We start from the raw sequence: 19483 nt of genomic DNA, 5'->3' as shown, positions 1-19483 counted from the left end.
TGGACCATGGGGTTGACGAGTCCCCTTTCCCCTCTGGGAAGCCCGCTCCGGAGGCCGCCGGAAGAAGCCCGCAAAGACAGAAGGGACGCCCGCGCATGACGGACGTCCCTGGCTGTCTCCCGCCTCATCGGTCGAGGAGCCCTGCGGACTAGACGTGGACGCGACGGCCGCGGCCGGCGAGCCCCACGAGGAACAGCACGACCAGTGCGCCCAGGACGGAGAACAGCAGGCCCGTGGGGTGCAGGTCGAACACGCGACCGTCACTGGAGAACAGCGAACCGACGAAGCCGCCCACGAACGAACCGGCGATGCCCAGCAGCGTGGTGGCGATGAGCCCCATCGACTGGTTGCCCGGCATGATGGCACGAGCGATCAGACCCGCGACCAGACCAATCACCAGAAACGCGATAATCCCCATGACAACCTCCCTGTGTGGGGGGCTCGCTCTGTGCGACGCCCGTGGACCAGAAAGTGGGTTGCCCCCCCCTGTGGGGCAACCCGCTACCTGTTCCACGACATGACGCCTGCCTGCTCTCCTGGCATGGCGCGCGCACGGGGCGGGGAAACGTCGGAGGTCTGGGGTAGACACTCCAACCCATGGCGAAGGCGAAGACGCACTACACCTGTCAGGCCTGCGGCTACCAGACGGCGAAGTGGCTCGGGAAGTGTCCGGACTGCGGGGCCTGGAGCTCGCTCCTGGAGGAGACCGAAGCGAAGGTGGACGACAAGCGCCCGGCGTGGGGCGCGTCCGGGGGCGCCTCTAAGCCGGTGAAGCTGCAGGACGTGACGGCGGAGACGGAGGTGCGCCGCAGGACGGGCATCACGGAGTTCGACCGCGTCCTGGGCGGCGGAGTGGTGGGCGGTTCGCTGGTGCTGTTGGGCGGCGACCCGGGCATCGGCAAGTCCACGCTGCTGCTGGCGGCGCTGGACAAGCTGGCGCGGCACGGGCCGGTGCTCTACGTGTCGGGTGAAGAGAGCCTGCGGCAGACGAAGATGCGCGCGGAGCGCCTGCGGGTGGAGAGTGAAAACATCCACCTGTTCGCGGAGACGGATGCGGACCGGGTGCTCCAGGCGGCGGAGGCGTTGAAGCCGCAGGCGCTGGTGGTGGACTCCATCCAGACCATGTACCTGCCGGAGCTGGGCAACGCGCCGGGCAGCATCACCCAGGTGCGCGAGGTGGCGGGCCGGCTGATGGCGTTCGCCAAGCGCAGCGGGGTGCCCACGTTCCTGGTGGGCCACGTGACGAAGGAAGGCTCCATCGCGGGGCCCCGGGTGCTGGAGCACATGGTGGACACGGTCCTCTACTTCGAGGGCGAGCGAGGCCATCCGTTCCGGCTCCTGCGCGCGCACAAGAACCGCTTCGGCAGCACCAACGAGATTGGCGTCTTCGAGATGAAGGGCGCGGGGCTGGTGGAGGTGGCGGACCCGTCCGCGCTGTTCCTCTCCGAGCGTCCGCAGGGCAAGTCCGGCAGCGTGGTGACGAGCACACTCAACGGCACGCGGCCGCTGTTGGTGGAGGTGCAGGCGCTGGTGGCGCCCACGGGCTACGGCACGGCGCGGCGCACGGCGATTGGCGTGGACGGCAACCGCGTGGCGCTGCTGGCGGCGGTGCTGGAGAAGAAGGAAGAGATTCCACTGGTGGGCTGCGACCTGTTCGTCAACGTGGCGGGCGGCATGCAGTTGAGCGAACCGGCGTGCGACCTGGCGGTGTGCGCGGCGCTGGTGAGCAGCCTGCAGAACCGGCCGTTGGACGCGAAGACGCTGGTGCTGGGAGAGGTGGGGCTCGCGGGCGAGGTGCGCGCGGTGGGCCAGGTGGAGCCGAGGCTCGCGGAGGCCGCGAAGATGGGCTTCCAGCGGGTGGTGTTGCCGGCCGGCAGCGCGCGGCGCGTGGAGAAGACAAAGCTCCAGGTGGTGGGCGTGGAGACCTTGAGCGAAGCCCTGGCGGCGATGTTCGACTGACGTCTGGGGCGTCAGTGCTTGTGCAGCATCCAGGACACGTCCGGCACGCGCGTGGGCTTCGTGAGGGTCGGCAGGTCGAAGAAGGACTCGCGGCCCAGGGTGGCGATGAGCTGGCTCTCCGCGGCGTCACCTTCCGGGGTCATGGCCTGGGTGGGCAGCTCATAGGGCTGGACGAGGACGAGGCCCCCGTCGAGTGACTGGCGCTGGGACGCGGGGATGGCGTCCAGGCGCGGGCCGAAAAGGTCCACGAAGGGGGCGCCGAAGATGTTGCGCCAGTAGAGGCCTTCGAGTCCTTCGCTGTAGTCGCGAAGATTGAAGACCAGGGTGGAGCCAAAGCCATCTGCGTTGGGCTCGATCCGGTCTCCCTTGCGCTGGAAGTCGTCATCGAGACCTGACTGGGCCAGTGGGGAGCCCAGCAGGGTCATGATTTCAACCACCTGACGCAGGTGGGCTTCACGCCAACGGGCCGTCCGGGCTTCCACGACGGACGTCATCCAACTGAATGATCCAACGAATGGATACTTCCCACGGCGGTCGGGGGAGAAATGGAGGAAGTCCCGATCTGTCTTCGCACCGATGAAGAGGCGCTTGGACTCATCGTAGTAGGCCGCGAGCACATCCGGGTCGAAAGAACCGGGCTCGAACTGCGCATCCACTCCGACGCCCCCGTAGCGCACAGGTTGGAACCAGCGGCCCTCCGTGAAGAATCGATGGACCAGTTCGCGAACGACGCTCGTGGGTGGAGCGCCAGGAGGCAGCGCGAAATTCGTGCTCAGGTATCGAATGGCCATGAAGCGTTCTCACGGAAAGGGCCTGACCGTTGCCTGGCCCTGCTTGCCAAGGTCGCGCAGTTCCTTGGCCAGAGGATTGGTCAGCCGCGTTGCCCCCTCGGAATGTTTGGCGGAACGGATCCAGAGTTCGAGCGAACCACCGTACTTCTGGACGTACTCAATCATGGCCTTGATGTTCCCCGTGAGGGCCATCTCCGCGCGCCCCTTCACTTCGATGAAATCGTAGGGGCTACCCCAGACCAGGTCGCCCTTGTGCCCCGTCACGGCATCCGGGACGAACCCCTGGGCCTTGCTACCGGGTGGCGGCAACAAGAGGTCCGTATTCTTCGGCAGCTTCCGGCTCTGGAGCACGGACTGTTCGAACGCACTGCCCACGCCCTTGTTCTTGATGACCGTCTGGTAGAGCCGCTCCCACTCCGCATCCACGGCGTAATTGAAACGGGGGTACTTGCCCGGGTGACGGAACTGGTAGTCCACCCACGCCTGCGCCAGATGCTCCGCGCTGCCCGGCACCAGCCGCGCGCCCTCCGCCGTCGCACGTGAGCCCACCAGCGCCACGCGCTTACCCTTGGCCAGCACGCGCCCAGCCTCCGCGAGCGGCGCCTCCAACCTCTTCGCCAGAGCCCGCAGCTTCTCCACATCCTCCACGGACACCGCCTCACCACGCCCCGCCGCGCGCAGCACCTGGCGAAGCTCCTGGGCCTCCAGCGGCGACAGGTGCTGCACCACCCGCTGCAACACCTGAACCTCGCGCAGGCTCCGGCCCGTGAGCAACGCGACGCGCTCCGCCCCCTGCGCGCCTTCCGACAGCAAGCGTCCCGACACCACCGGCAGCGCCACGCTCACCGCGCACAACAGCCGCTCGCCGTCCGTCAGCGGATATCCCAGGATGCTCTGCCCCAGCACCACGCCGCCCACGTCCGCCACCTCGCCGGTGACGGGCAGCAGGCCCAGGGCGATCTCCAGCACCACCTCTTCCGGAGGGATGGGCGGAGGCTCAGGGGTCGGGTCCCACGTCGGGGGCGCGAAGCGGCCCACCTCCACCGCCGATGCGAGGAGGCTGTCGCGCGCCAGCAGGTAGAGCGCCACCTCACTGGGGCTCTTGCGCGGAAAGTCCGGGTCCTCCGTATGCGTGAACGCCCAGTCCAGCACCGCATCCACCAGCGCCAGCTGCGTCTCCTCGTAGAGCGCGCTCTCGGTGAGCAGCCCGTCACTCCCGAGGCGGCGGAAGTGCGCGTCCGCCAGGACCTGACGACGCGCATCCGCCCAGCGGTGGAACTCCTCCAGCTTCGCCTCCGCCCGCGCGGACCGCTTGCCGTCCTCAAGGAGCGCCTGCGCGTGCTTCGCCTTCAGCCGCAGGTACACCTCCAGCGGCTCGTCCTTCGCGAGCTCCTCCTCCGTCCGCGCGGACGCCCAGAGCATCAGGTCGTTGAGCGCGGCATGGCCCACCTGACGATCCGTCTCCATCACGGCGGGCTGCTTCAACGCGGCCCGCTTCTGGCGGATGAACGCGAGGTAGCGGCCCAATTCCTCTCCACCCACGGTGCCGTTCGAACCCGCGCCGCCCCAGGCGGTGTCACGCGTGAACGAAGCCGGGGATGCACTGTGATAGCGCCCGTAGCCGTGCATCCCCACCGGCAGGGTCCGGGAGCCCGGCGTCCCGCAGGCCGTGAGCGACAGGACCAGCACCAGCCCCGCGCTGAATCGTCCCAGCCATCCTGTCAGCATGACGCGCCCCCTCAATCACTCATCACATCTACCAGCCGTGTCTGACGTGTTTCGTGAGCCTCTTCCTGACGCGCTTGGGGCCGCGCCCCCCCCTTCGGTCATGGAGCAGGGACAACAGGCTCCGGCAACAGGTTCCACGGCATGCGCCCCACCTCCTCGCGCGGCTCGCGGAACGAGGACTGGCCACGGACGGGGGCATGCCGTTTGATGCGGGGGTGTCAGGAGCACCGCCCGGATGACGCATCGCCCCCATTCCTCCCGTCTGCGGGACGCGCTGGGCTCCCTGTCCGCGCGGCTGCTGCTGGCGTTCCTCCTGCCCACCCTGCTCTTCCTGTCGCTCGCGGGCGCTTCCGTGTACGCGCTGGCCCGCGCGAGCCTGGAGGACGAACTGGGCGCGAGCCTGTCCGCGCTCGCCGCCGCCACCGCCAGCCAGGTCAGCGGCGAGCGCATGCTCACCATCGAGCCCGGCGACGACGTGTCCGGCACCCGCACGTGGCGCAACCTGGTGCGCCTGCTGGATGGCGTGCGCACCGCGAGCGGCGTGCGCCGGGTCTACGCCGTGGACGCGCGGGGCCGTGTGCGCGCGGACGCGGGCGGCAGCCTGCCCGTGGGCACGGAGCTCCCGGACCTCGCGCGCGACCGGCTGGAGCTGACGCGCGTCCTCGCCGGCAAGCGCGCCGCCAGCCAGGTGCTCTTCACCGGCTCCGACGGGCTGCTCTACAAGACGGGCTACGCCCCCGTGGTCCAGGACGGCCAGGTGGTGGGCGCCATCGGCGTGGAGGGCAGCGCGGCCTTCTTCGGACCGCTGCGACGGCTGTGGCGCACCTTCGTCATGGCCAGCGCCGTGGCGCTCGTCGCGCTGGCCGTCATCGCCGTCATCACCGCCCGGGGGCTGGCCCGTCCGCTGCGGCGGCTGATGGACTCCGCGCTGAGAATCGGCCGGGGAGACCTGACCACGCCCGTGCCGCCGGAGCCCACCCGCGAAATCGGCGTGCTCGCGCGCGAGCTGGAGGTCATGCGCGGCGCGCTGGAGAGCCGGGACCGGCAGCTCAAGCTCATGCTCGCGGGCGTGGCCCACGAGGTACGCAACCCGCTGGGCGGCATCGCGCTCTTCTCCGGCCTCTTGCAGGAGGACCTGCGCGCGGGCGCCCACGCGGACGCGACCAGCCACGTGGACCGCATCCAGCGCGAGGTCGCCTACCTCCAGCGCATCGTCGAGGACTTCCTCGCCTTCGCCCGCGAACAGCCGCTGGCGCGCGCGCCCATGGAAGCGCCCGACCTCGTCTCCAACGCGTGCGAGCTGCTCTCCGCGGAGGCGCACAACAAGGGCGTGGCCCTGGACGTGGCCGCCTCGCCCGCGCACCTGGAGGCGGATGGCAGCCTGCTGACCGCCGCGCTCGTGAACCTGGTGAAGAACGCCGTGCAGGCCGCGCCCGCCGGAAGCCACGTGCGGATCCGCGGCGAGCTGCGCGACGGGCGCTATGCCATCGACGTCCAGGACTCGGGCCCGGGCGTGCCCGAAGCCGAGCGCGAGCGCATCTTCGAGCCCTTCTTCACCACCCGCGAGCAGGGCACCGGCCTGGGCCTGCCGCTCGCACGGAAGATCGTCCGCGCCCACGGCGGCGAGCTCTCCCTGCGCTCCACGCCCGGCGAGACCGTCTTCACGCTCACGCTGCCTTGCCCTGCCCCCGGAGCCGTGGCGGCACCGGCGTACTGACGGACTCCGCCTCCTGGACGTCGAACTGCAGCGCCATCTGCCCCACCTCTCCGGAGACGACCTGCAGCGTCCGCGTGGCCTCCTGCGTGGAGGACAGCCGGTGCAGGGTGCCGTCCATCAGCTGCGACAGGTCCGCGATGACGGTGGTGATCTGCGAGAAGGCCGCGTTCTGCTGCGTCACCGCGTTGGCGATCTTCCGCGCCGCCTCGGAGCTCTCCTGCGAGCTGTGCGACAGCGCTCGCAGGGACTCGCCGGAGGCGCGCATCTGGTCCAATCCGGCGGCCACCCGACGGCCGCCCTGCTCGCTCATGGACGCCGCGTCGCGGATGCCCTGGCTGATGTCCGCGAGGATGTCGCGGATGCGCCGGGTGGCCTGGACGGACTGGTCCGACAGCCCGCGGATCTCCTTCGCCACCACCGCGAAGCCCCGCCCCGCCTCGCCCGAGCGCGCCGCCTCGATGGCCGCGTTGACGGCGAGCAGGTGGGACTGGTCCGCCAGGTCCTTCACCGCGCCGGTGATTTCTCCAATCTGCACCGTGCTCTCCTCCAGACGCGACAGCCGCTGCTGGATGCCGGACACCGCGCTCCGGATGGCCGACAGTCCCTCCAGGCTCAGGACCACCGCGGCCTCGCCCTGCTGCCCCAGGGTCTCCGCGCGGCGGGCCACGCGCAGGACCTCCTCCGCGGAGTCCGCGGCGATGCGCGACGCCCGCCGCAGCTCTTCCGACGTCACCTGCGCCTCGTGCAGCGCCGCTGCCTGCCGGGTGAGGCCCTGCTGCTGCTCTTCGTTCGACACGCGCAGCTCCGTTCCCGCCTGACCCAGCCGCTGCGCGGAGGTCTGGAGGAGCCGGGGAAACCTCCGCAGCCGGGACAGCGCTCCGTTCATCCCCGACGCCAGGTCGCCCATCTCGTCCGTGGACACCCAGCGCGGTGAGCGGATCCGCCCGGACGCCAGTCCGGAGATGGCCCCGTGCACCGCGCTTGCGCTCGTCGCCTGCCGCCTCGCCAGCATCCACGTGGTGAAGGCCGGCAGCACGAACACCAGCGCGCCCACCCAGGGCAGCGCGAAGCCCAGGTCCGCGAACAGCGAGCTGCCCACGTCATCCAGCCGCGCCGCGGCCTGCGTGGCCCCATCCGCCAGCAGCACCTCCTGCAGGAGGGTGCGCACCGCCAGGAGCTTCACCACCACCACGCACGCGCTCAGCACCACCGTGGCGAAGATGGTGGACAGGAACGTGAGCGGCAGGAACCACGACTGCCGGGGCCAGAAGGGGCCGGAACCCGCCGGCGTCAGCTCCGGATGCGCGTCCTGTTCACGCAGCGCCCACGGCAGGACCAGCCGCTCCAGCCCCAGCGCGATGGGGAACGCCACCACCACGCCGAAGCAGAACGCGATGAGCGTGCCCAGCCCCAGCCGGAACCAGTCCTTGCCGAACCACAGACACACCGGGAGGCTGAAGAAGAAGCCGCCCAGCGTCCACGCCGCGCACGTGGTGAAGACCATGGAGCGCCAGGGCAGCTCCAGGACGCGCCGCAGCCGGTCCCCCGGTCCGTCCCCATGGCGACGCCGCAAGGCCTGGCCCGCCAGCCACCGCAGCGTCACATAGGGATGCAGCAGCCCGAACACGAGCACGATGAACGGCAGGACGGTGGCCGTGACGAGCAGCCCCTCCTGGCTGGACAGCCCCATCACCATCGCGATGAGGTAGGCGCAGACGATGGAGGGCGGCAGCACCCACCGCAGGAACAACCACATCCCACGCCAGGCCAGGTCCCGGATGTCTTGTGTTTCATTCATGTGCGTACGCCCCCCATCCGGTCCGACGGGAGGCCGGACCGGCGTACATCGCGACTGCGTCGTCACCACCGATGAAACGGCTGCTTCAACCCGCGCGGGGGCTCACTCCTCGCAGCAGGACTCGAACACGCGCGCCAGCAACATCAGGGACTGGTGCGCCGCGATCTCCACGCGCACCGGCTCTCCCGTCGTCACGTCCGTGGACAGCTTGATGATCTCCAGCGCCTCGTCCGGGTGCGCGTCGTCGTAGCGGGCATGAGCCCGGAGCCAGCGCAGCGCGTTCGCGTCCATGCGCACGCCGTGCCGGGCATACGCGGTGAAGGGCTCCACCACGGCGCGCGTCCAGATGCCTGTCACTCCCTCGATGGCCCAGTTGGACGCGGCGATGCCCTCCGCCAGCGACCCACCGAGGCAGGTGGCCAGCAGGTGCTGGTGGAGCGCCCGGACCTCCGGCGTCAGCGGCGTCTCGAAGGCCCTGGGGGCGTCCACGCCCGAAGCCTGCATCCAATCAATCCACCACTCGGCGTGACGGGCCTCCACGCCCAGGTTCTGCAAGAGCCAGCGGCGGATGCTCGCGTCGCCCGGGCGCATGCCGTAGGTCGTCTTCGCCAGGGACAGCCCCATGTACTTGGGGAAGTTCTCGACGATGGGGAAGCAGCGCTCCAGGAACCGCTGCCAGGCGCGCAGGGGCGGATGCCGTCCCTCCGCTGTCTCCCGGAACAGCGTGGGCGTGCAGGCCGCGTCCCACGCGGGCTTGAGCGCCCCCAGCATCGTCTCCATCCAGGGAGGGTGTGGCGTGCGCTTCAAGGCGGCGGGCTGATAACGCCGGGAGACCTCCTCCTGTCTCAAGGACGAAACAGGAAACCCTTCCACTGCGGTGCCCTGGGACACTGCGACCGGAGACGACATGAAACGTGCTCCTGCTCCCGGGTGAACGACAAGCCGTCATGGCCGCCCCCCTCCACCCTGAGCAGCTTCAGGGTGCAGGGATGTCTGTGTTTCATCCAGTCCCCCCTGAAAAATGAAGCGAGCCTCAAGCCTTGTTTGTCTCAAACCTCGCGAACACCCTGCCAGGATTCAGGATTTCCGGTCTTGGACGTTCATCCAATTGACACTCCCAATCCAAGACCGATCAGGACTTGCGGTAAACGAGCGCGCGGGCCTTGAGCAGCATCCGGCGCAGCGGTGCTTCATCCGCGCGCGTCAGCGCCTCGTCCCAGCCCAGCCACTGGATGCCAAACGACTCCGCCGGATCATGCGCGAGCGACTCGGGGTCCTCCGCCACCACCAGGTAGCGGACATCCAGGTGACAGTGCTCCGGCTCGTCCTTGCGCGCGGGGATGACGTGCACGTCCACGTCCAGCGGGCGCGGCGCGGTGGGATGCAGGTGCACGCGGCAGCCGGTCTCCTCACGGGCTTCGCGCAGCGCGGTGGCCTCCATGTCGCCTCCGTCCGTGACCTCCGAATGCCCCCCCGGCTGCAACCAGCGCTTGAGCTTCGCGTGGTGCAGCATCGCCACCCGCTCGCCCGCCGCGTCCACCACCACCACGCTGCCGGTGAAGTGCGCCTCGGCCTGCGAGCGGGAGAAGGGCTCCTTCAGCGACGTGGAGAAGTGGCGCATGCGCGAAAGGTCCTCGCGCTCCTTGTCGTCCGTGGGGACGTGGCGCGCGAGCAGTTCTGCGAGGACAGCCGGGGCAGCGGAGACGGAGGCCATGCGCCGGGATAGACACCCGCTTGGGCCCGTGACGCCAGCCCTTTCAAGGAAGGCCCCACCTCCGCCCCGCCAGGTCCGGTGTAGGGTGGCCTGGCGTGTGCACTCCGCCGCCAACCCACCGGCTGTCACCCCACCCTTCCTTCCCGAGCAGGCGCATGGCCCGCATCCTCGTCATCGACGACCACGACACCCTCCGCGAGGGCATGACCGTCACCCTCACCCGCTCTGGCCACACCGTGTCCGCGGTGAGGAGCGGGGCGGACGGGCTCGCCGCGTACAAGAAGGGCCCCTTCGACCTGGTCGTCACGGACCTGAAGATGGACGGCATGGACGGCATCGCCGTGACGCGCGCGCTCAAGCAGGCGGACCCTGGCGCCGTCGTCATGGTGGTGACGGCGTTCGGCACCATCGAGACCGCCGTGCAGGCCATGCAGGAGGGCGCCTACGACTTCATCACCAAGCCCTTCCCCCCGGACGTGCTGCGCGCCAAGGTGGACAAGGGCCTGGAGCTGTCCGCCACGCGCCGCCAGGTGGAGCGCCTCACCGCCCGCACGGACGCGCACGACGCCGACGCCGCCCTCACCCACCGCGACCTGGTGGGCGACAGCGAGCCCATGCAGAAGCTGCTCACCCAGGTGCGCAAGGTGGCCGCGAGCGACGCCACCGTGCTGGTGCGCGGCGAGAGCGGCACCGGCAAGGAGCTGGTCGCGCGGATGATCCACCAGCGCTCGCCTCGCAAGGACGGCGCCTTCGTCGTGGTGCACTGCGCGGCCCTGGCGGAGACGCTGCTGGAGAGCGAGCTGTTCGGCCACGAGCGCGGCTCCTTCACCGGCGCGGTGAAGCGCAAGCTGGGCCGCTTCGAGCTGGCCGACGGCGGCACCCTCTTCCTGGACGAGATTGGAGAGATTCCCGCCTCCGTGCAGACCAAGCTCTTGCGCGTGCTCCAGGAGAAGGAGCTGCAGCGCGTGGGCGGAGAAGAGACGCTCAAGGTGGACGTGCGCGTGGTGAGCGCCACGCACCGCGACCTCCAGGCGGAGGTGAAGGCAGGCCGCTTCCGCGAGGACCTCTACTACCGGCTGCACATCGTCCCGCTCACCCTGCCGCCCCTGCGCGAGCGCCCCGAGGACCTGCCCGCGCTCGCGCGCCACTTCGTCGCCAAGCACGCGCCCCGGGTCAACCGGCGGGTCACCGGCATCGACGACGCGACGCTGCACGCGCTCACCCGCCACGCGTGGCCCGGCAACGTGCGCGAGCTGGAGAACGTGATGGAGCAGGCGCTCGTCTTCGCCGAGGGCGACACGCTCACCCCGCAGGACTTGCCCTCGCACCTGGCCGGCCAGACGCCGCGCATGGACGCGGGGCTGCCCGTGCCCCAGGGCGACCGCCCCCTGCCGGACATCCTGGAGGACCTGGAGCGCCAGCTCATCGCCCGCGCCTACGAGAAGGCAGGCGGTGTGAAGACGGAGACCGCCCGGCTGCTGGGCATCAAGACCTCCGCGCTCTACTACAAGCTGGAGAAGTACGGCTTCCTGCCGCGCGGCGAACGCCCCGAGGAGGCCTCGTAGGTGCTCCGTAGGTGAAGGAGCGGTGCCCGTGCCTTGGGGGCCTCGGAAATCCGTCACCCGCGCCCCGGCCCCATGACTTTCCACCGTCCGGCCCACCCACCCCGCCCCACCCTGCCCGTGCAGGTGCCCGGAACCAGGGCGCTTTCCGTCGGACCTGGGAACGGGGTAGGAGGAAGGGACTGGCATCCGCCTTGCTGACGGTGTTCCCCCGATGATGTTGCGTGCCCTCCCCCTCCTCCTGTGCCTGTTCGTGGCCGCTCCCGCCGGGGCGGCGTCCGGCCTGGAGCAGGCGCGCGCGAAGGCCCAGTCAGCGCGAACGGAGGCACGCACCCTGCGCACCCGGCAGCAGGGGCTGCGCGACGAGCTCAACGGCGTGGCCGCGCGCATCGAAGCGCTCAAGGCCCAGCGCCAGGGGAAGCTCACGGCGGGCGGAGAGCTGGAGTCCGCGCTGCGCCGCTCGCAGGAGCTGAGCGGGGAGCTGACGGGGCTGGCGCAGTCGGTGTCCGGCGCGGACGGCGAGGTGGAGCGCGCGCACCTGGCGCTGCACGGCGCGCTGTCCCAGGAGCTGACGCGGCTGCGCGCATCGTGGGACGCGACGACGGACCGGACGGAGCGGGCGCGGCTGGTGGAGCAGATGCGGTCCGTGCGCGGCGAACGCGAGGCCGTGCGCGCGGCGCTGCCCGCCTCCCAGGTGCCGGCGCTGGATGGCGCGGCGCGCGGGGATGATCCAGAGGACCTGCTCGCGCAGGCGGACGCGCTGCGCGACTCCCAGGACAAGGTGCGCCAGCGGCTCCAGGCCCTGAAGGCGCGCATCACCGAGGTGCGCGAGGAGCGCGACCTGGACCGCCGCATGAACGACTTCCTGGGCGAGGAGTCCATGTTCGACGACCAGGACCGCCGCCTGCGCCTGCGCTCGATGGGCAACCAGGGCCTACAGGTTGCCCCCACCCAGCGGGGCGGCCGGCTGCCAGTGGTGATCCCGACCGACTCGATGGAGTCGCCGGACTACGCGAGCGACCCGAACCAGGGACCGAATGTCGGCGGGGGCAATCCCACCGTGGGCGGTCCGTCCCTGTCCGCCACCGCCAGCGACCGGCGGCCCCAGGTGGACCCGGTGCGCGCCCAGGCGCTGGCCGCGGGAGGCCTGGAGGACCTGTCCTCGCTGGAGCAGGAAGCCGCGCGGCTGGAGTCCCTGGCCAGCGAGCTGGACGGGCGCGCGGGCTCACTGGAGCGCCGCGCGAAGACGCTGGCCCCCTGAAGCAGCGACGGGTGGCCGCTACAGCAGGCCGCCCTCCACCTCCAGCACCACCGTGGCCTGCACGCGCACCTCGCGCTCCGGCAGACGCCCCGTGCCGCGCAGGATGATGGCCATGCTGGGCGCGGCCACATAGGGCCTCAAGTCCACGCTGCCGTCCGCGTTCAGCCCCACCGTGGGGTTGGGCGCGTTCAAGCCCAGGCCCGCGATGCCGTCCCGGGCAGCGAAGCGCGACTCGGAGTTGCCCGCGCGGGCCACGGCCTCCAGCGAGTCCAGGAAGCCGAAGTCCTGGTCGTTGGGGCTCAGGACCTTGAGCCTCATCGACGTCACCTGCACGCGCGTCACCTCGTCCTTGGTGACGTCGCGGTTCTTGAAGTCCTGGTTCTCGTTGAAGTCCAGCGCGGAGAAGCTGCTGATGGAGGGAAAGGCATTGAGGAGCGTGGAGGTGCCAGCGGGGTTCGCGGGCACCGTCGCCTCGCCCTGGACCTCCGTGGTGAAGGACGCCGGGGAACAGGCGACGAGCCCCAGACCGGCCACCGCCGCGAGGAAGGACGCGTAAGACATGGCCGCAATGTACCGGGCGGCCGGGTGCGGCGTCACCGACCGCGGGCACACCCCGGGTGTCCCGGGGACGACGCGGCCGCACGGGGCACTTGCGAGCGTGGGGATGCCAGCGGGCCGGAGTATGGTGCGCGCGTCTTGGACCGTCGCCTCCTCCCGCTCCTCCTGGCCCTCAGCCTCCCCTGGGGCGGAGGTGCGCGCGCGGCCGAGTGGCAGGGCTCGCTCCGGGGCACCGGCCGGCTGCTCGTGGACAGCAACGCCCCGCGCGACTTCTCCGACGGCGCCACGCCCGGCCCCGGCGCGGACCTGGCCATGAGCGTGCTGGGCGTGGCGGAGGGACGGGGCACCGGCGAGCAGGCCCAGGTGGTGGGCCGGTACGAGCTGGGTGCGCGCAAGTACCTGGGCTACGACAACGAGGACACGCTGGTGCAGGCGGGCGCGCTGGAGGGCTCGCTCGCCCTGGGCACCGAGTGGGGCGTGGGCGCGGAAGGCCACGCCAAGGACCGGCGGGGCGGCAGCCGCGCGTACTCGGATTTGGGCACCAGCCTCTTCGCCGAGTACGCCCCGGACGTGCGCCTGGCCCTGCGCGTGCGCCTGGGTGCCCGCCGCTTCGTGTACCGCCCGGACCACACGGCCGACTTCGGCGGCCCGGAGGTGGGCGTCCTGGGCCGCTACCGGTTGAACCCGCGCCACACCCTGAGCGTGTTCGGCGAATGGGGTTCGCGCCGCTACGGCCCCTTCGCCCGGCCCTTCCCGGGCGTCAGCACGTCCCCCGTGCGGCGGCAGGACGGCGCGCTGGTGGCGGGGGCGGGCTACACGTACCGGGGGCCGGTGAAGCTGTCGCTCAGCTATGCCTTCCAGGAGGTCAGCTCCAACAGCTTCGGTGAGACGGCCATGCGCCACCGGCTCGTCGGCAGCGCCGGGGTGCGGCTGCCGTGGCGGGTGACGCTGCTGGCCCAGGGGACGCTGGGCCTGGCGCGCTACCCGGACGGCATCTTCCTGTCGCCGGAGATCATCCTGGTGGAGGAGGACGAGGGGCAGAACTCGCTGTCCCTCAAGCTGGCCCGGCCCGTCTCCGCCCGCGTGGACATGGAGGTGTCCTGGGGCCTCTGGAGCACGCGCCTGCCGCGCAATGACTTGCGATACACGCGCCAGGTGTTTGGCGTGGGCTTCACCTGGCGGGACCAGGACTAGGAGCCCAGGCTCTGGAGCACCGTCAGTCCAGGTCGGCGATGCGCTCGTCGATTTCCTCGGCCAGGCTGGGGTGCTGCTGGGCGAGCGCGTGGTCCCGGGCGGTGGTGAGCACCTGCTTCGCCTTGTCCGTCTGGCCGGCCCCCGCGTAGGCATCCCCCAGGGAGACGAGGGCGGCGGCGTACTTCGGGTCCAGGCGGACCGCGGACTCCAGGCTCTGGATGGCGCTGTCGTATTCCTTGCGTTCCAGGTGGAGCTTCCCCAGGGAGAACCAGGCCATGGGGGCGTCGGGGAACTGGGCCACCATCTTCTTGAACTGCTCCAGGCGGGCGTCGCTCATGGACGGAACCCATTAGAGGAGCGCTGGAAGCTTGCCAAGGGTGCGATAGGGTATCCGCCACATGGCCACGAAGAAGAAGACCCCTGCATCCAAGAAGGCGAAGGCGAAGGCGAAGAGCGCGACCCGTGCTCCGGCCCGCAAGAAGACGGCCGCCAAGAAGGCGAAGCCGGGCCTGCGTCCGCCGCCGCGCAAGAAGACCGCTGCCGCGCGCAGGAAGGCGCCGAAGCCCGCCGCCCCTCCGCCGTTGCCCAAGCCCGCGGACAACCCCAAGGCACGTGAGCTGGCGCGCCGCATCGGCGACCTGCTGCTGGACAAGAAGGCCACGGACGTCGTCATCCTCGACATGCGTGGGATGACGTCCTACGCGGACTACATCGTCATCGCCTCCGGCGAGAGCGACCGTCAGGTGAGCGCCATGGCGGAGAACGTCCAGGTGCAGCTCAAGCAGGAGCAGCAGCCCCTGCGCCCCATCAGCACGGAAGGCCTGGAGACGGGCCAGTGGGTGCTGCTGGACTACGACGACGTCGTGGCCCACCTGTTCAACGGCGAGGTGCGCGCCTTCTACGACCTGGACGGGCTGTGGGCGGACGCGCCCCGGGTGAAGCTGTCCTAGTCCCGTGAAGGTCCGCCTCCTCTCCATCGGCAAGGACCGCTCCGGGCTGTTCGAGCCCGCCGTGCAGGAGTACGCGCGGCGGCTCGAGCACTACACGCGCTTCGAGCTCTTGGAGCTGACGGAAGCGTCGGGCCGCAAGCTCAAGCCCGGCGAGGCGAAGTCCGCGGAGGCCGCCGCCATCCTCGGCAAGCGCAAGCCGCAGGACTGGATCGTCGCGCTGGACGAGCGCGGCACCCTGCTGGATTCGGTGGAGCTTGCCCGCTACGTCGCCAAGGCGCAGACGGGCTCGAAGGACCTGCTCTTCGTCATTGGCGGGGACGAGGGCCTGGACGACTCGGTGCGCGGCGCGGCGCATCAGGTGATGTCGCTGTCGCGGATGACGCTGCCCCACCGGCTGGCGCGGGTGGTGCTCATCGAGCAGCTCTACCGCGCGTTCACCATCCTGAAGGGCGAGCCCTACCATAAGTAGGCGGCCGGGCAGCCCGCCCCGAGGTGCTGGGGGCCCGGGCGTCAGGGCGCGTGAAGGGACCGCGTCGGAGCGGCCATCATGAACACGCCCTCTTCTGAAACCTCCACGGCCGCCACCGTGCGCATCATCGCCTCGCCCCAGTCCTGGGTGGAGGGCGAGGCCGTCCGCCAACTGGAGGCCGTGTCGCGCCTGCCCGGGATGAGACTCGCGGTGGGCTTGCCGGACCTGCATCCCGGCAAGGGCGCTCCGGTGGGCGCGGCCTTCGAGTCCGAGGGCTTCCTCTATCCCTATCTCGTGGGCAGCGACATCGGCTGTGGCATGGGGTTGTGGGACGTGGACCTGCTGACGCGCAAGGCGAAGGCGGAGCGGTGGGCGGCGAAGTTGGACCTGGAAGGGCCGTGGGTGGGGGACACGGAGGCGGTGCTCGCGGAGCACGGCGCGCGCGGCATGGGCTTCGAGTCGGCGCTGGGCACGGTGGGCGGCGGCAACCACTTCGCGGAGGTGCAGCGGGTGGAGGAGGTGCACGACACGCGCGTCTTCGAGGCGCTGGGCCTGCGGGAGGAGCGGTTGCTGTTGCTCGTGCACTCGGGGTCGCGCGGGCTGGGGGAGTCCATCCTGCGCAAGCATGTCGACCGGCATGCGGCGGGCGGACTGGCGGCGGATTCGGACGAGGCGCGCGAATACCTCAAGCGGCATGACGGCGCGGTGCTGTGGGCGAAGGCGAACCGGGCACTGGTGGCGCAGCGGACGTTGGATGGGATTGGGGCGACGGGGCGGCGGGTGTTGGACGTGTGCCACAACAGCGTGACCGCGCGGCATGCGGACGGACGCGTGGGGTGGTTGCACCGCAAGGGCGCGGCGCCGTGGGACGAGGGTCCGGTGGTGATTCCCGGCAGCCGCGGTGCCCTGAGCTATCTGGTGTTGCCGGTGGGCACGGGCGAGCAGAGCGCGTACAGCCTGGCGCACGGCGCGGGACGCAAATGGACGCGTACGGCGGCGCGGGAGCGGCTGAAGGAGCGCTTCACGGCGGAGTCGCTGACGCGCACGTCCTTCAAGAGCCACGTGGTGTGCGAGGACCGGGACCTGCTCTTCGAGGAGGCGCCGCCGGCATACAAAGCCATCGACCGCGTGGTGACGGACCTGGTGGAGGCGGGGCTGGTGAGGGTGGTGGCGACGCTGGCGCCGGTGCTCACGTACAAGACGCGAGGCCGCACGGCGGAGTGAGCGGCACGGGGCTCGCACGAGGGGCAAGGGATGCGCTGCCCCTGTGAGTCCCGGTGATGTGGAAGGCCCTGTTGGACCTGGTCTATCCGCCCATGTGTCTGGCCTGCGCGAAGGTGCTGCCGGGCGTGGGCGCGGTGTTCTGCGAGTCGTGTGACACGGCGCTGGAGCGGCTGCCGCCGGTGTGTTGCCGGACGTGCGCGGAGCCCGGCGTGTTCCCGGGGAACACCTGTCCCCGGTGCCGGACGGTGCCGCCACCGTTCAGCCGGGCCTGGGCGCCCTTCGCGCATGAGGGGCCGGTGGCTCGGGCCATCCACCGGTTCAAGTACGAGGACCACCCGGACCTCGCGGCGCCATTGGGGGTGCTGCTCGCGGACGAGGCGCGGCGGTTCTTGAGGACCGCGCCCGGGTGCGTGGTGGCGTTGCCGCTGCACGTGCGGCGCTTCCGGAAGCGGCAGTACGACCAGGCGCATCTGCTCGCGAGCGAGCTGGCGAAGGCCACGGGGCGGACTGCGCCGGGGGATTGGCTGAAGCGCACGCGAGAGACGCGCAGGCAGGTGGGGTTGAGTGAAGCGGAGCGCGCGGGCAACGTGGCCGGAGCGTTCGTGGCGTCGCGGGCGGTGAAGGGGCAGGAGGTGTTGCTCCTGGACGACGTGTTCACCACCGGGTCCACCGCGCGGGCCGCCGCGATCGCTCTGCGGGAAGCGGGGGCCACGCGCGTGGAGGTGCTGACATTGGCGAGGGCGTTCACCCTCGCCTGATGACTGTGATTCAGCCCTGGGACTTCTTGAGCCGGGCGAGCTCGGCCTCGAGTTCCTTGGACCGGCGTTCGGCCTCATTCGCGCGCCGGGATTCTTCCTCCGCGCGCCGGGCCTCCTCGTCCGCGCGCCGAGCCTCCTCGTCCGCGCGCCGGGATTCTTCCTGGGCACGGCGTTGCAGGCTCATCGTCTGGTCTTCCAGGCGTTCGATGAACTCCTCGGAGACCAGCAACGGCGCGTTGCCCGCCCAGAAACGCACGTCCTCGCCCTCGACCTGGAGTTCGAGCCCCAGCACCTCCGAGACGAAGCGTCCGTTCCGGGACTCCATGCGCGTGTAGACGCGCGCATCCGGCGTCGCCAGTCGGTAGCCCTCCAGCGTGAGCCGTCCCCCATCGAAGATGAAGTACTCAGGGATTCCCAGGCGGGCATACCGCCGCACGTTGAACTCGGCGTCCTTCTTCCTGTCGCCCCCGACGTGGATCTCCATCACCCAGTCGAGCCCGTGCCCCTCGTGGCTGACCAGCCATTTCTTCCGGCGATGATTCTCGACGTCCAGCACGACCAACAGGTCTGGCGCGAAGCGCCGTTCCCCTGGGTAATACACAGGCAATTCCGCGACCACGTAGGCCTTGCGCCCACGGCGCTTGAAGTAGCCCCGGAGCGCCTCGCGCGCGAGCGTCTTGGGCTCCTGATGGCTGTCCCCCTCGGGCATCGCCATCTCTTCGTACGTCACCTCGCCCGGCAGTGTTGCCACCACCCGGTCCCGCTCCTCCTGCCCCATCCGATCCCACTCTTCCTGAGAAGGTGCCCGGGGGAAGGCATCTCCAACCTTGTCGGTATGACGTCCCATGACCCTCAGCCTGCGTCGGGCAGACCCTCGGGTCAATCGCCCCCGCGCGGGCCTTGAGCAAGCAACGCGCCAAGGAATTCTCGGACCGCCGTCTATGCTGCGCGGTGAATGACATCCACACCGGCCCCCATTCCTGGCAACGAGCCGAACGCGCAGCCACGGTGTGGCCCGCATTCCAGGGTCGCGACGGAGGAGTGCTCGCGCTGCGGCGGCTTCATGTGCCGGGCGTGCATTGCGCCGGACAGTGAGCCCAAGCACTGCCGGACGTGCCGGAAGCACCTGCTGGCGACGGGCGCCATCGTCCCCAGCAGCCACTCCACCCTGGGCGAATACCTGGCCCAGTTCAGCTGGTTGATTGCCTTCCTCACTGCAGCGGGCATCTACCTGGCGCGCAGGACGGACAGCGCCGGACTGTGGCTGATCATCTTCCGGGTCGGCTTCACGCTGGGCCTGGCCTGTGGCGTCGTGGCGCTCATCCGGGAAAAGGGCCGACTCAGCCCCGGGGTCGTCGTGCCCGCCGTCATCGGCATCGTGCTCAACACCCCTCCGTTCCTCTGGGGAATGCTGATAGCCGTGGCCGGCGTGTAGTGAATCAGCGCGTCTTCGCCGTCTCCAGCGCGAGCGCCTCACCGCGCAACTGAGCGTCCAGCCAGAACGTCCCGCCCGGCACGATCGACGCCATGACGGCCACGGCGATCCGCTTCACGCCCCAGCGGTATTCGATGACCGCCATCATCAGCGTGTAGAGATACGCCATGAACAGCACGCCGTGCGCCATGCCCACCACGCGCACGCCCAGGGGCATGTTCAGCGCGTACTTCAACGGCATGGCGATGAGCAGCAGCACCAGGAAGGACAGGCCTTCCCAGAAGGCGACAGCGCGGAAACGGCCCAGGGCGGTCTTCAGCATGACGTCCTCTCTCCTCCGCCCCTCTCGCACCGTCAAGGCGCGC

The 19483-nt window shown here is 70.4% G+C and carries 20 protein-coding genes; 10 read left to right on the top strand and 10 right to left on the bottom strand.

The features are described from left to right. Positions 1–148: 148 nt before the first annotated feature. Entirely contained in the window at positions 149–418 is a 270-nt protein-coding gene (locus D7X99_RS20600; protein WP_120597359.1) for a GlsB/YeaQ/YmgE family stress response membrane protein, read from the bottom strand. A 179-nt stretch (positions 419–597) separates the two neighbouring features. Between D7X99_RS20600 and radA the strand changes: the two genes are divergently transcribed. Continuing rightward, on the top strand, positions 598–1959 hold the full coding sequence (radA, locus tag D7X99_RS20595) for a DNA repair protein RadA (protein WP_121779265.1): 1362 nt from the start codon (positions 598–600) through the stop codon (positions 1957–1959). An 11-nt stretch (positions 1960–1970) separates the two neighbouring features. Here the strand turns inward: radA and D7X99_RS20590 are convergent, their stop codons facing one another. Continuing rightward, complete coding sequence (locus D7X99_RS20590; RefSeq protein ID WP_121779264.1) at positions 1971–2750, bottom strand: hypothetical protein; 780 nt, start codon at positions 2748–2750, stop codon at positions 1971–1973. Between the two features lie 9 nt (positions 2751–2759). Beyond that, positions 2760–4478 carry a hypothetical protein gene (locus D7X99_RS20585; RefSeq protein WP_121779263.1) on the bottom strand — a complete coding sequence of 573 codons (1719 nt, stop codon included), beginning with the start codon at positions 4476–4478 and terminating at the stop codon, positions 2760–2762. A 235-nt stretch (positions 4479–4713) separates the two neighbouring features. On the opposite strand from D7X99_RS20585, the gene D7X99_RS20580 reads away from it, so the two are divergent. Continuing rightward, positions 4714–6195: a HAMP domain-containing sensor histidine kinase gene (locus D7X99_RS20580; RefSeq protein WP_121779262.1), complete on the top strand. Its 1482-nt coding sequence runs from the start codon at positions 4714–4716 to the stop codon at positions 6193–6195. Here the strand turns inward: D7X99_RS20580 and D7X99_RS20575 are convergent. From D7X99_RS20575 to D7X99_RS20565, 3 genes are all read right to left on the bottom strand, one after another. Then, complete coding sequence (locus tag D7X99_RS20575) at positions 6146–7993, bottom strand: methyl-accepting chemotaxis protein (protein WP_121779261.1); 1848 nt, start codon at positions 7991–7993, stop codon at positions 6146–6148. The genes D7X99_RS20580 and D7X99_RS20575 overlap by 50 nt on opposite strands. Before the next feature lie 102 nt (positions 7994–8095). Continuing rightward, complete coding sequence (locus D7X99_RS20570; protein ID WP_121779260.1) at positions 8096–8902, bottom strand: TenA family transcriptional regulator; 807 nt, start codon at positions 8900–8902, stop codon at positions 8096–8098. Positions 8903–9125: 223 nt separating this feature from the next. Beyond that, positions 9126–9707 carry an NUDIX hydrolase gene (locus D7X99_RS20565; RefSeq protein ID WP_121779259.1) on the bottom strand — a complete coding sequence of 194 codons (582 nt, stop codon included), beginning with the start codon at positions 9705–9707 and terminating at the stop codon, positions 9126–9128. A 155-nt stretch (positions 9708–9862) separates the two neighbouring features. On the opposite strand from D7X99_RS20565, the gene D7X99_RS20560 reads away from it, so the two are divergent. Further along, positions 9863–11272 (top strand): sigma-54 dependent transcriptional regulator, encoded by a 1410-nt coding sequence (locus D7X99_RS20560; protein ID WP_121779258.1) that lies wholly within the window; start codon positions 9863–9865, stop codon positions 11270–11272. Between the two features lie 211 nt (positions 11273–11483). Beyond that, on the top strand, positions 11484–12530 hold the full coding sequence (locus tag D7X99_RS20555) for a TetR family transcriptional regulator (RefSeq protein ID WP_121779257.1): 1047 nt from the start codon (positions 11484–11486) through the stop codon (positions 12528–12530). Between the two features lie 18 nt (positions 12531–12548). Here the strand turns inward: D7X99_RS20555 and D7X99_RS20550 are convergent, their stop codons facing one another. Continuing rightward, complete coding sequence (locus tag D7X99_RS20550; protein WP_169827940.1) at positions 12549–13091, bottom strand: hypothetical protein; 543 nt, start codon at positions 13089–13091, stop codon at positions 12549–12551. A 135-nt stretch (positions 13092–13226) separates the two neighbouring features. Between D7X99_RS20550 and D7X99_RS20545 the strand changes: the two genes are divergently transcribed. Then, entirely contained in the window at positions 13227–14282 is a 1056-nt protein-coding gene (locus tag D7X99_RS20545) for a hypothetical protein (protein WP_121779256.1), read from the top strand. Between the two features lie 22 nt (positions 14283–14304). On the opposite strand, the gene D7X99_RS20540 is transcribed toward D7X99_RS20545, so the two are convergent. Further along, a complete protein-coding gene (locus D7X99_RS20540) occupies positions 14305–14619 on the bottom strand; it encodes a tetratricopeptide repeat protein (protein WP_120581195.1) in 315 nt (104 codons plus the stop codon). A 61-nt stretch (positions 14620–14680) separates the two neighbouring features. Between D7X99_RS20540 and rsfS the strand changes: the two genes are divergently transcribed. The 4 genes from rsfS (at position 14681) to D7X99_RS43180 (ending at position 17683) form a co-directional block, all read left to right on the top strand. Continuing rightward, the gene (rsfS, locus tag D7X99_RS20530) at positions 14681–15232 is read left to right on the top strand and encodes a ribosome silencing factor (RefSeq protein WP_171805559.1); all 552 of its coding nucleotides are present in this window, start codon (positions 14681–14683) and stop codon (positions 15230–15232) included. Between the two features lie 4 nt (positions 15233–15236). Next, positions 15237–15701, top strand: coding sequence for a 23S rRNA (pseudouridine(1915)-N(3))-methyltransferase RlmH (locus D7X99_RS20525; protein WP_120581194.1), 465 nt, complete (start codon positions 15237–15239; stop codon positions 15699–15701). 78 nt (positions 15702–15779) lie between these two features. Next, positions 15780–16925 (top strand): RNA ligase RtcB family protein, encoded by a 1146-nt coding sequence (locus D7X99_RS20520; RefSeq protein WP_121779255.1) that lies wholly within the window; start codon positions 15780–15782, stop codon positions 16923–16925. A gap of 56 nt (positions 16926–16981) precedes the next feature. Then, complete coding sequence (locus D7X99_RS43180; protein ID WP_169827943.1) at positions 16982–17683, top strand: ComF family protein; 702 nt, start codon at positions 16982–16984, stop codon at positions 17681–17683. A 10-nt stretch (positions 17684–17693) separates the two neighbouring features. On the opposite strand, the gene D7X99_RS20505 is transcribed toward D7X99_RS43180, so the two are convergent. Further along, positions 17694–18461 carry a Uma2 family endonuclease gene (locus D7X99_RS20505; protein ID WP_233601279.1) on the bottom strand — a complete coding sequence of 256 codons (768 nt, stop codon included), beginning with the start codon at positions 18459–18461 and terminating at the stop codon, positions 17694–17696. A gap of 177 nt (positions 18462–18638) precedes the next feature. Between D7X99_RS20505 and D7X99_RS20500 the strand changes: the two genes are divergently transcribed. Further along, positions 18639–19118, top strand: a complete 480-nt coding sequence (locus D7X99_RS20500; RefSeq protein ID WP_158627040.1) for a hypothetical protein — start codon at positions 18639–18641, stop codon at positions 19116–19118. A gap of 4 nt (positions 19119–19122) precedes the next feature. Here the strand turns inward: D7X99_RS20500 and D7X99_RS20495 are convergent, their stop codons facing one another. After that, positions 19123–19440 carry a DUF3817 domain-containing protein gene (locus D7X99_RS20495; RefSeq protein ID WP_120599676.1) on the bottom strand — a complete coding sequence of 106 codons (318 nt, stop codon included), beginning with the start codon at positions 19438–19440 and terminating at the stop codon, positions 19123–19125. Positions 19441–19483 lie beyond the last annotated feature (43 nt).

The organism is Corallococcus sp. AB032C, assembly GCF_003668935.1.
In the GTDB taxonomy this organism is placed as follows: Bacteria; Myxococcota; Myxococcia; order Myxococcales; family Myxococcaceae; genus Corallococcus; species Corallococcus exiguus.
This window is presented reverse-complemented; position numbering and strand designations above follow the sequence as displayed.

Coding starts and splice junctions, on each gene's coding strand:
- D7X99_RS20600 (WP_120597359.1), bottom strand. CDS start 418: ATGGGGATTATCGCGTTTCTGGTGATTGGTCTGGTCGCGGGTCTGATC.
- radA (WP_121779265.1), top strand. CDS start 598: ATGGCGAAGGCGAAGACGCACTACACCTGTCAGGCCTGCGGCTACCAG.
- D7X99_RS20590 (WP_121779264.1), bottom strand. CDS start 2,750: ATGGCCATTCGATACCTGAGCACGAATTTCGCGCTGCCTCCTGGCGCT.
- D7X99_RS20585 (WP_121779263.1), bottom strand. CDS start 4,478: ATGCTGACAGGATGGCTGGGACGATTCAGCGCGGGGCTGGTGCTGGTC.
- D7X99_RS20580 (WP_121779262.1), top strand. CDS start 4,714: ATGACGCATCGCCCCCATTCCTCCCGTCTGCGGGACGCGCTGGGCTCC.
- D7X99_RS20575 (WP_121779261.1), bottom strand. CDS start 7,993: ATGAATGAAACACAAGACATCCGGGACCTGGCCTGGCGTGGGATGTGG.
- D7X99_RS20570 (WP_121779260.1), bottom strand. CDS start 8,902: ATGTCGTCTCCGGTCGCAGTGTCCCAGGGCACCGCAGTGGAAGGGTTT.
- D7X99_RS20565 (WP_121779259.1), bottom strand. CDS start 9,707: ATGGCCTCCGTCTCCGCTGCCCCGGCTGTCCTCGCAGAACTGCTCGCG.
- D7X99_RS20560 (WP_121779258.1), top strand. CDS start 9,863: ATGGCCCGCATCCTCGTCATCGACGACCACGACACCCTCCGCGAGGGC.
- D7X99_RS20555 (WP_121779257.1), top strand. CDS start 11,484: ATGATGTTGCGTGCCCTCCCCCTCCTCCTGTGCCTGTTCGTGGCCGCT.
- D7X99_RS20550 (WP_169827940.1), bottom strand. CDS start 13,091: ATGTCTTACGCGTCCTTCCTCGCGGCGGTGGCCGGTCTGGGGCTCGTC.
- D7X99_RS20540 (WP_120581195.1), bottom strand. CDS start 14,619: ATGAGCGACGCCCGCCTGGAGCAGTTCAAGAAGATGGTGGCCCAGTTC.
- rsfS (WP_171805559.1), top strand. CDS start 14,681: ATGGCCACGAAGAAGAAGACCCCTGCATCCAAGAAGGCGAAGGCGAAG.
- D7X99_RS20520 (WP_121779255.1), top strand. CDS start 15,780: ATGAACACGCCCTCTTCTGAAACCTCCACGGCCGCCACCGTGCGCATC.
- D7X99_RS43180 (WP_169827943.1), top strand. CDS start 16,982: ATGTGGAAGGCCCTGTTGGACCTGGTCTATCCGCCCATGTGTCTGGCC.
- D7X99_RS20505 (WP_233601279.1), bottom strand. CDS start 18,461: ATGGGGCAGGAGGAGCGGGACCGGGTGGTGGCAACACTGCCGGGCGAG.
- D7X99_RS20500 (WP_158627040.1), top strand. CDS start 18,639: ATGACATCCACACCGGCCCCCATTCCTGGCAACGAGCCGAACGCGCAG.
- D7X99_RS20495 (WP_120599676.1), bottom strand. CDS start 19,440: ATGCTGAAGACCGCCCTGGGCCGTTTCCGCGCTGTCGCCTTCTGGGAA.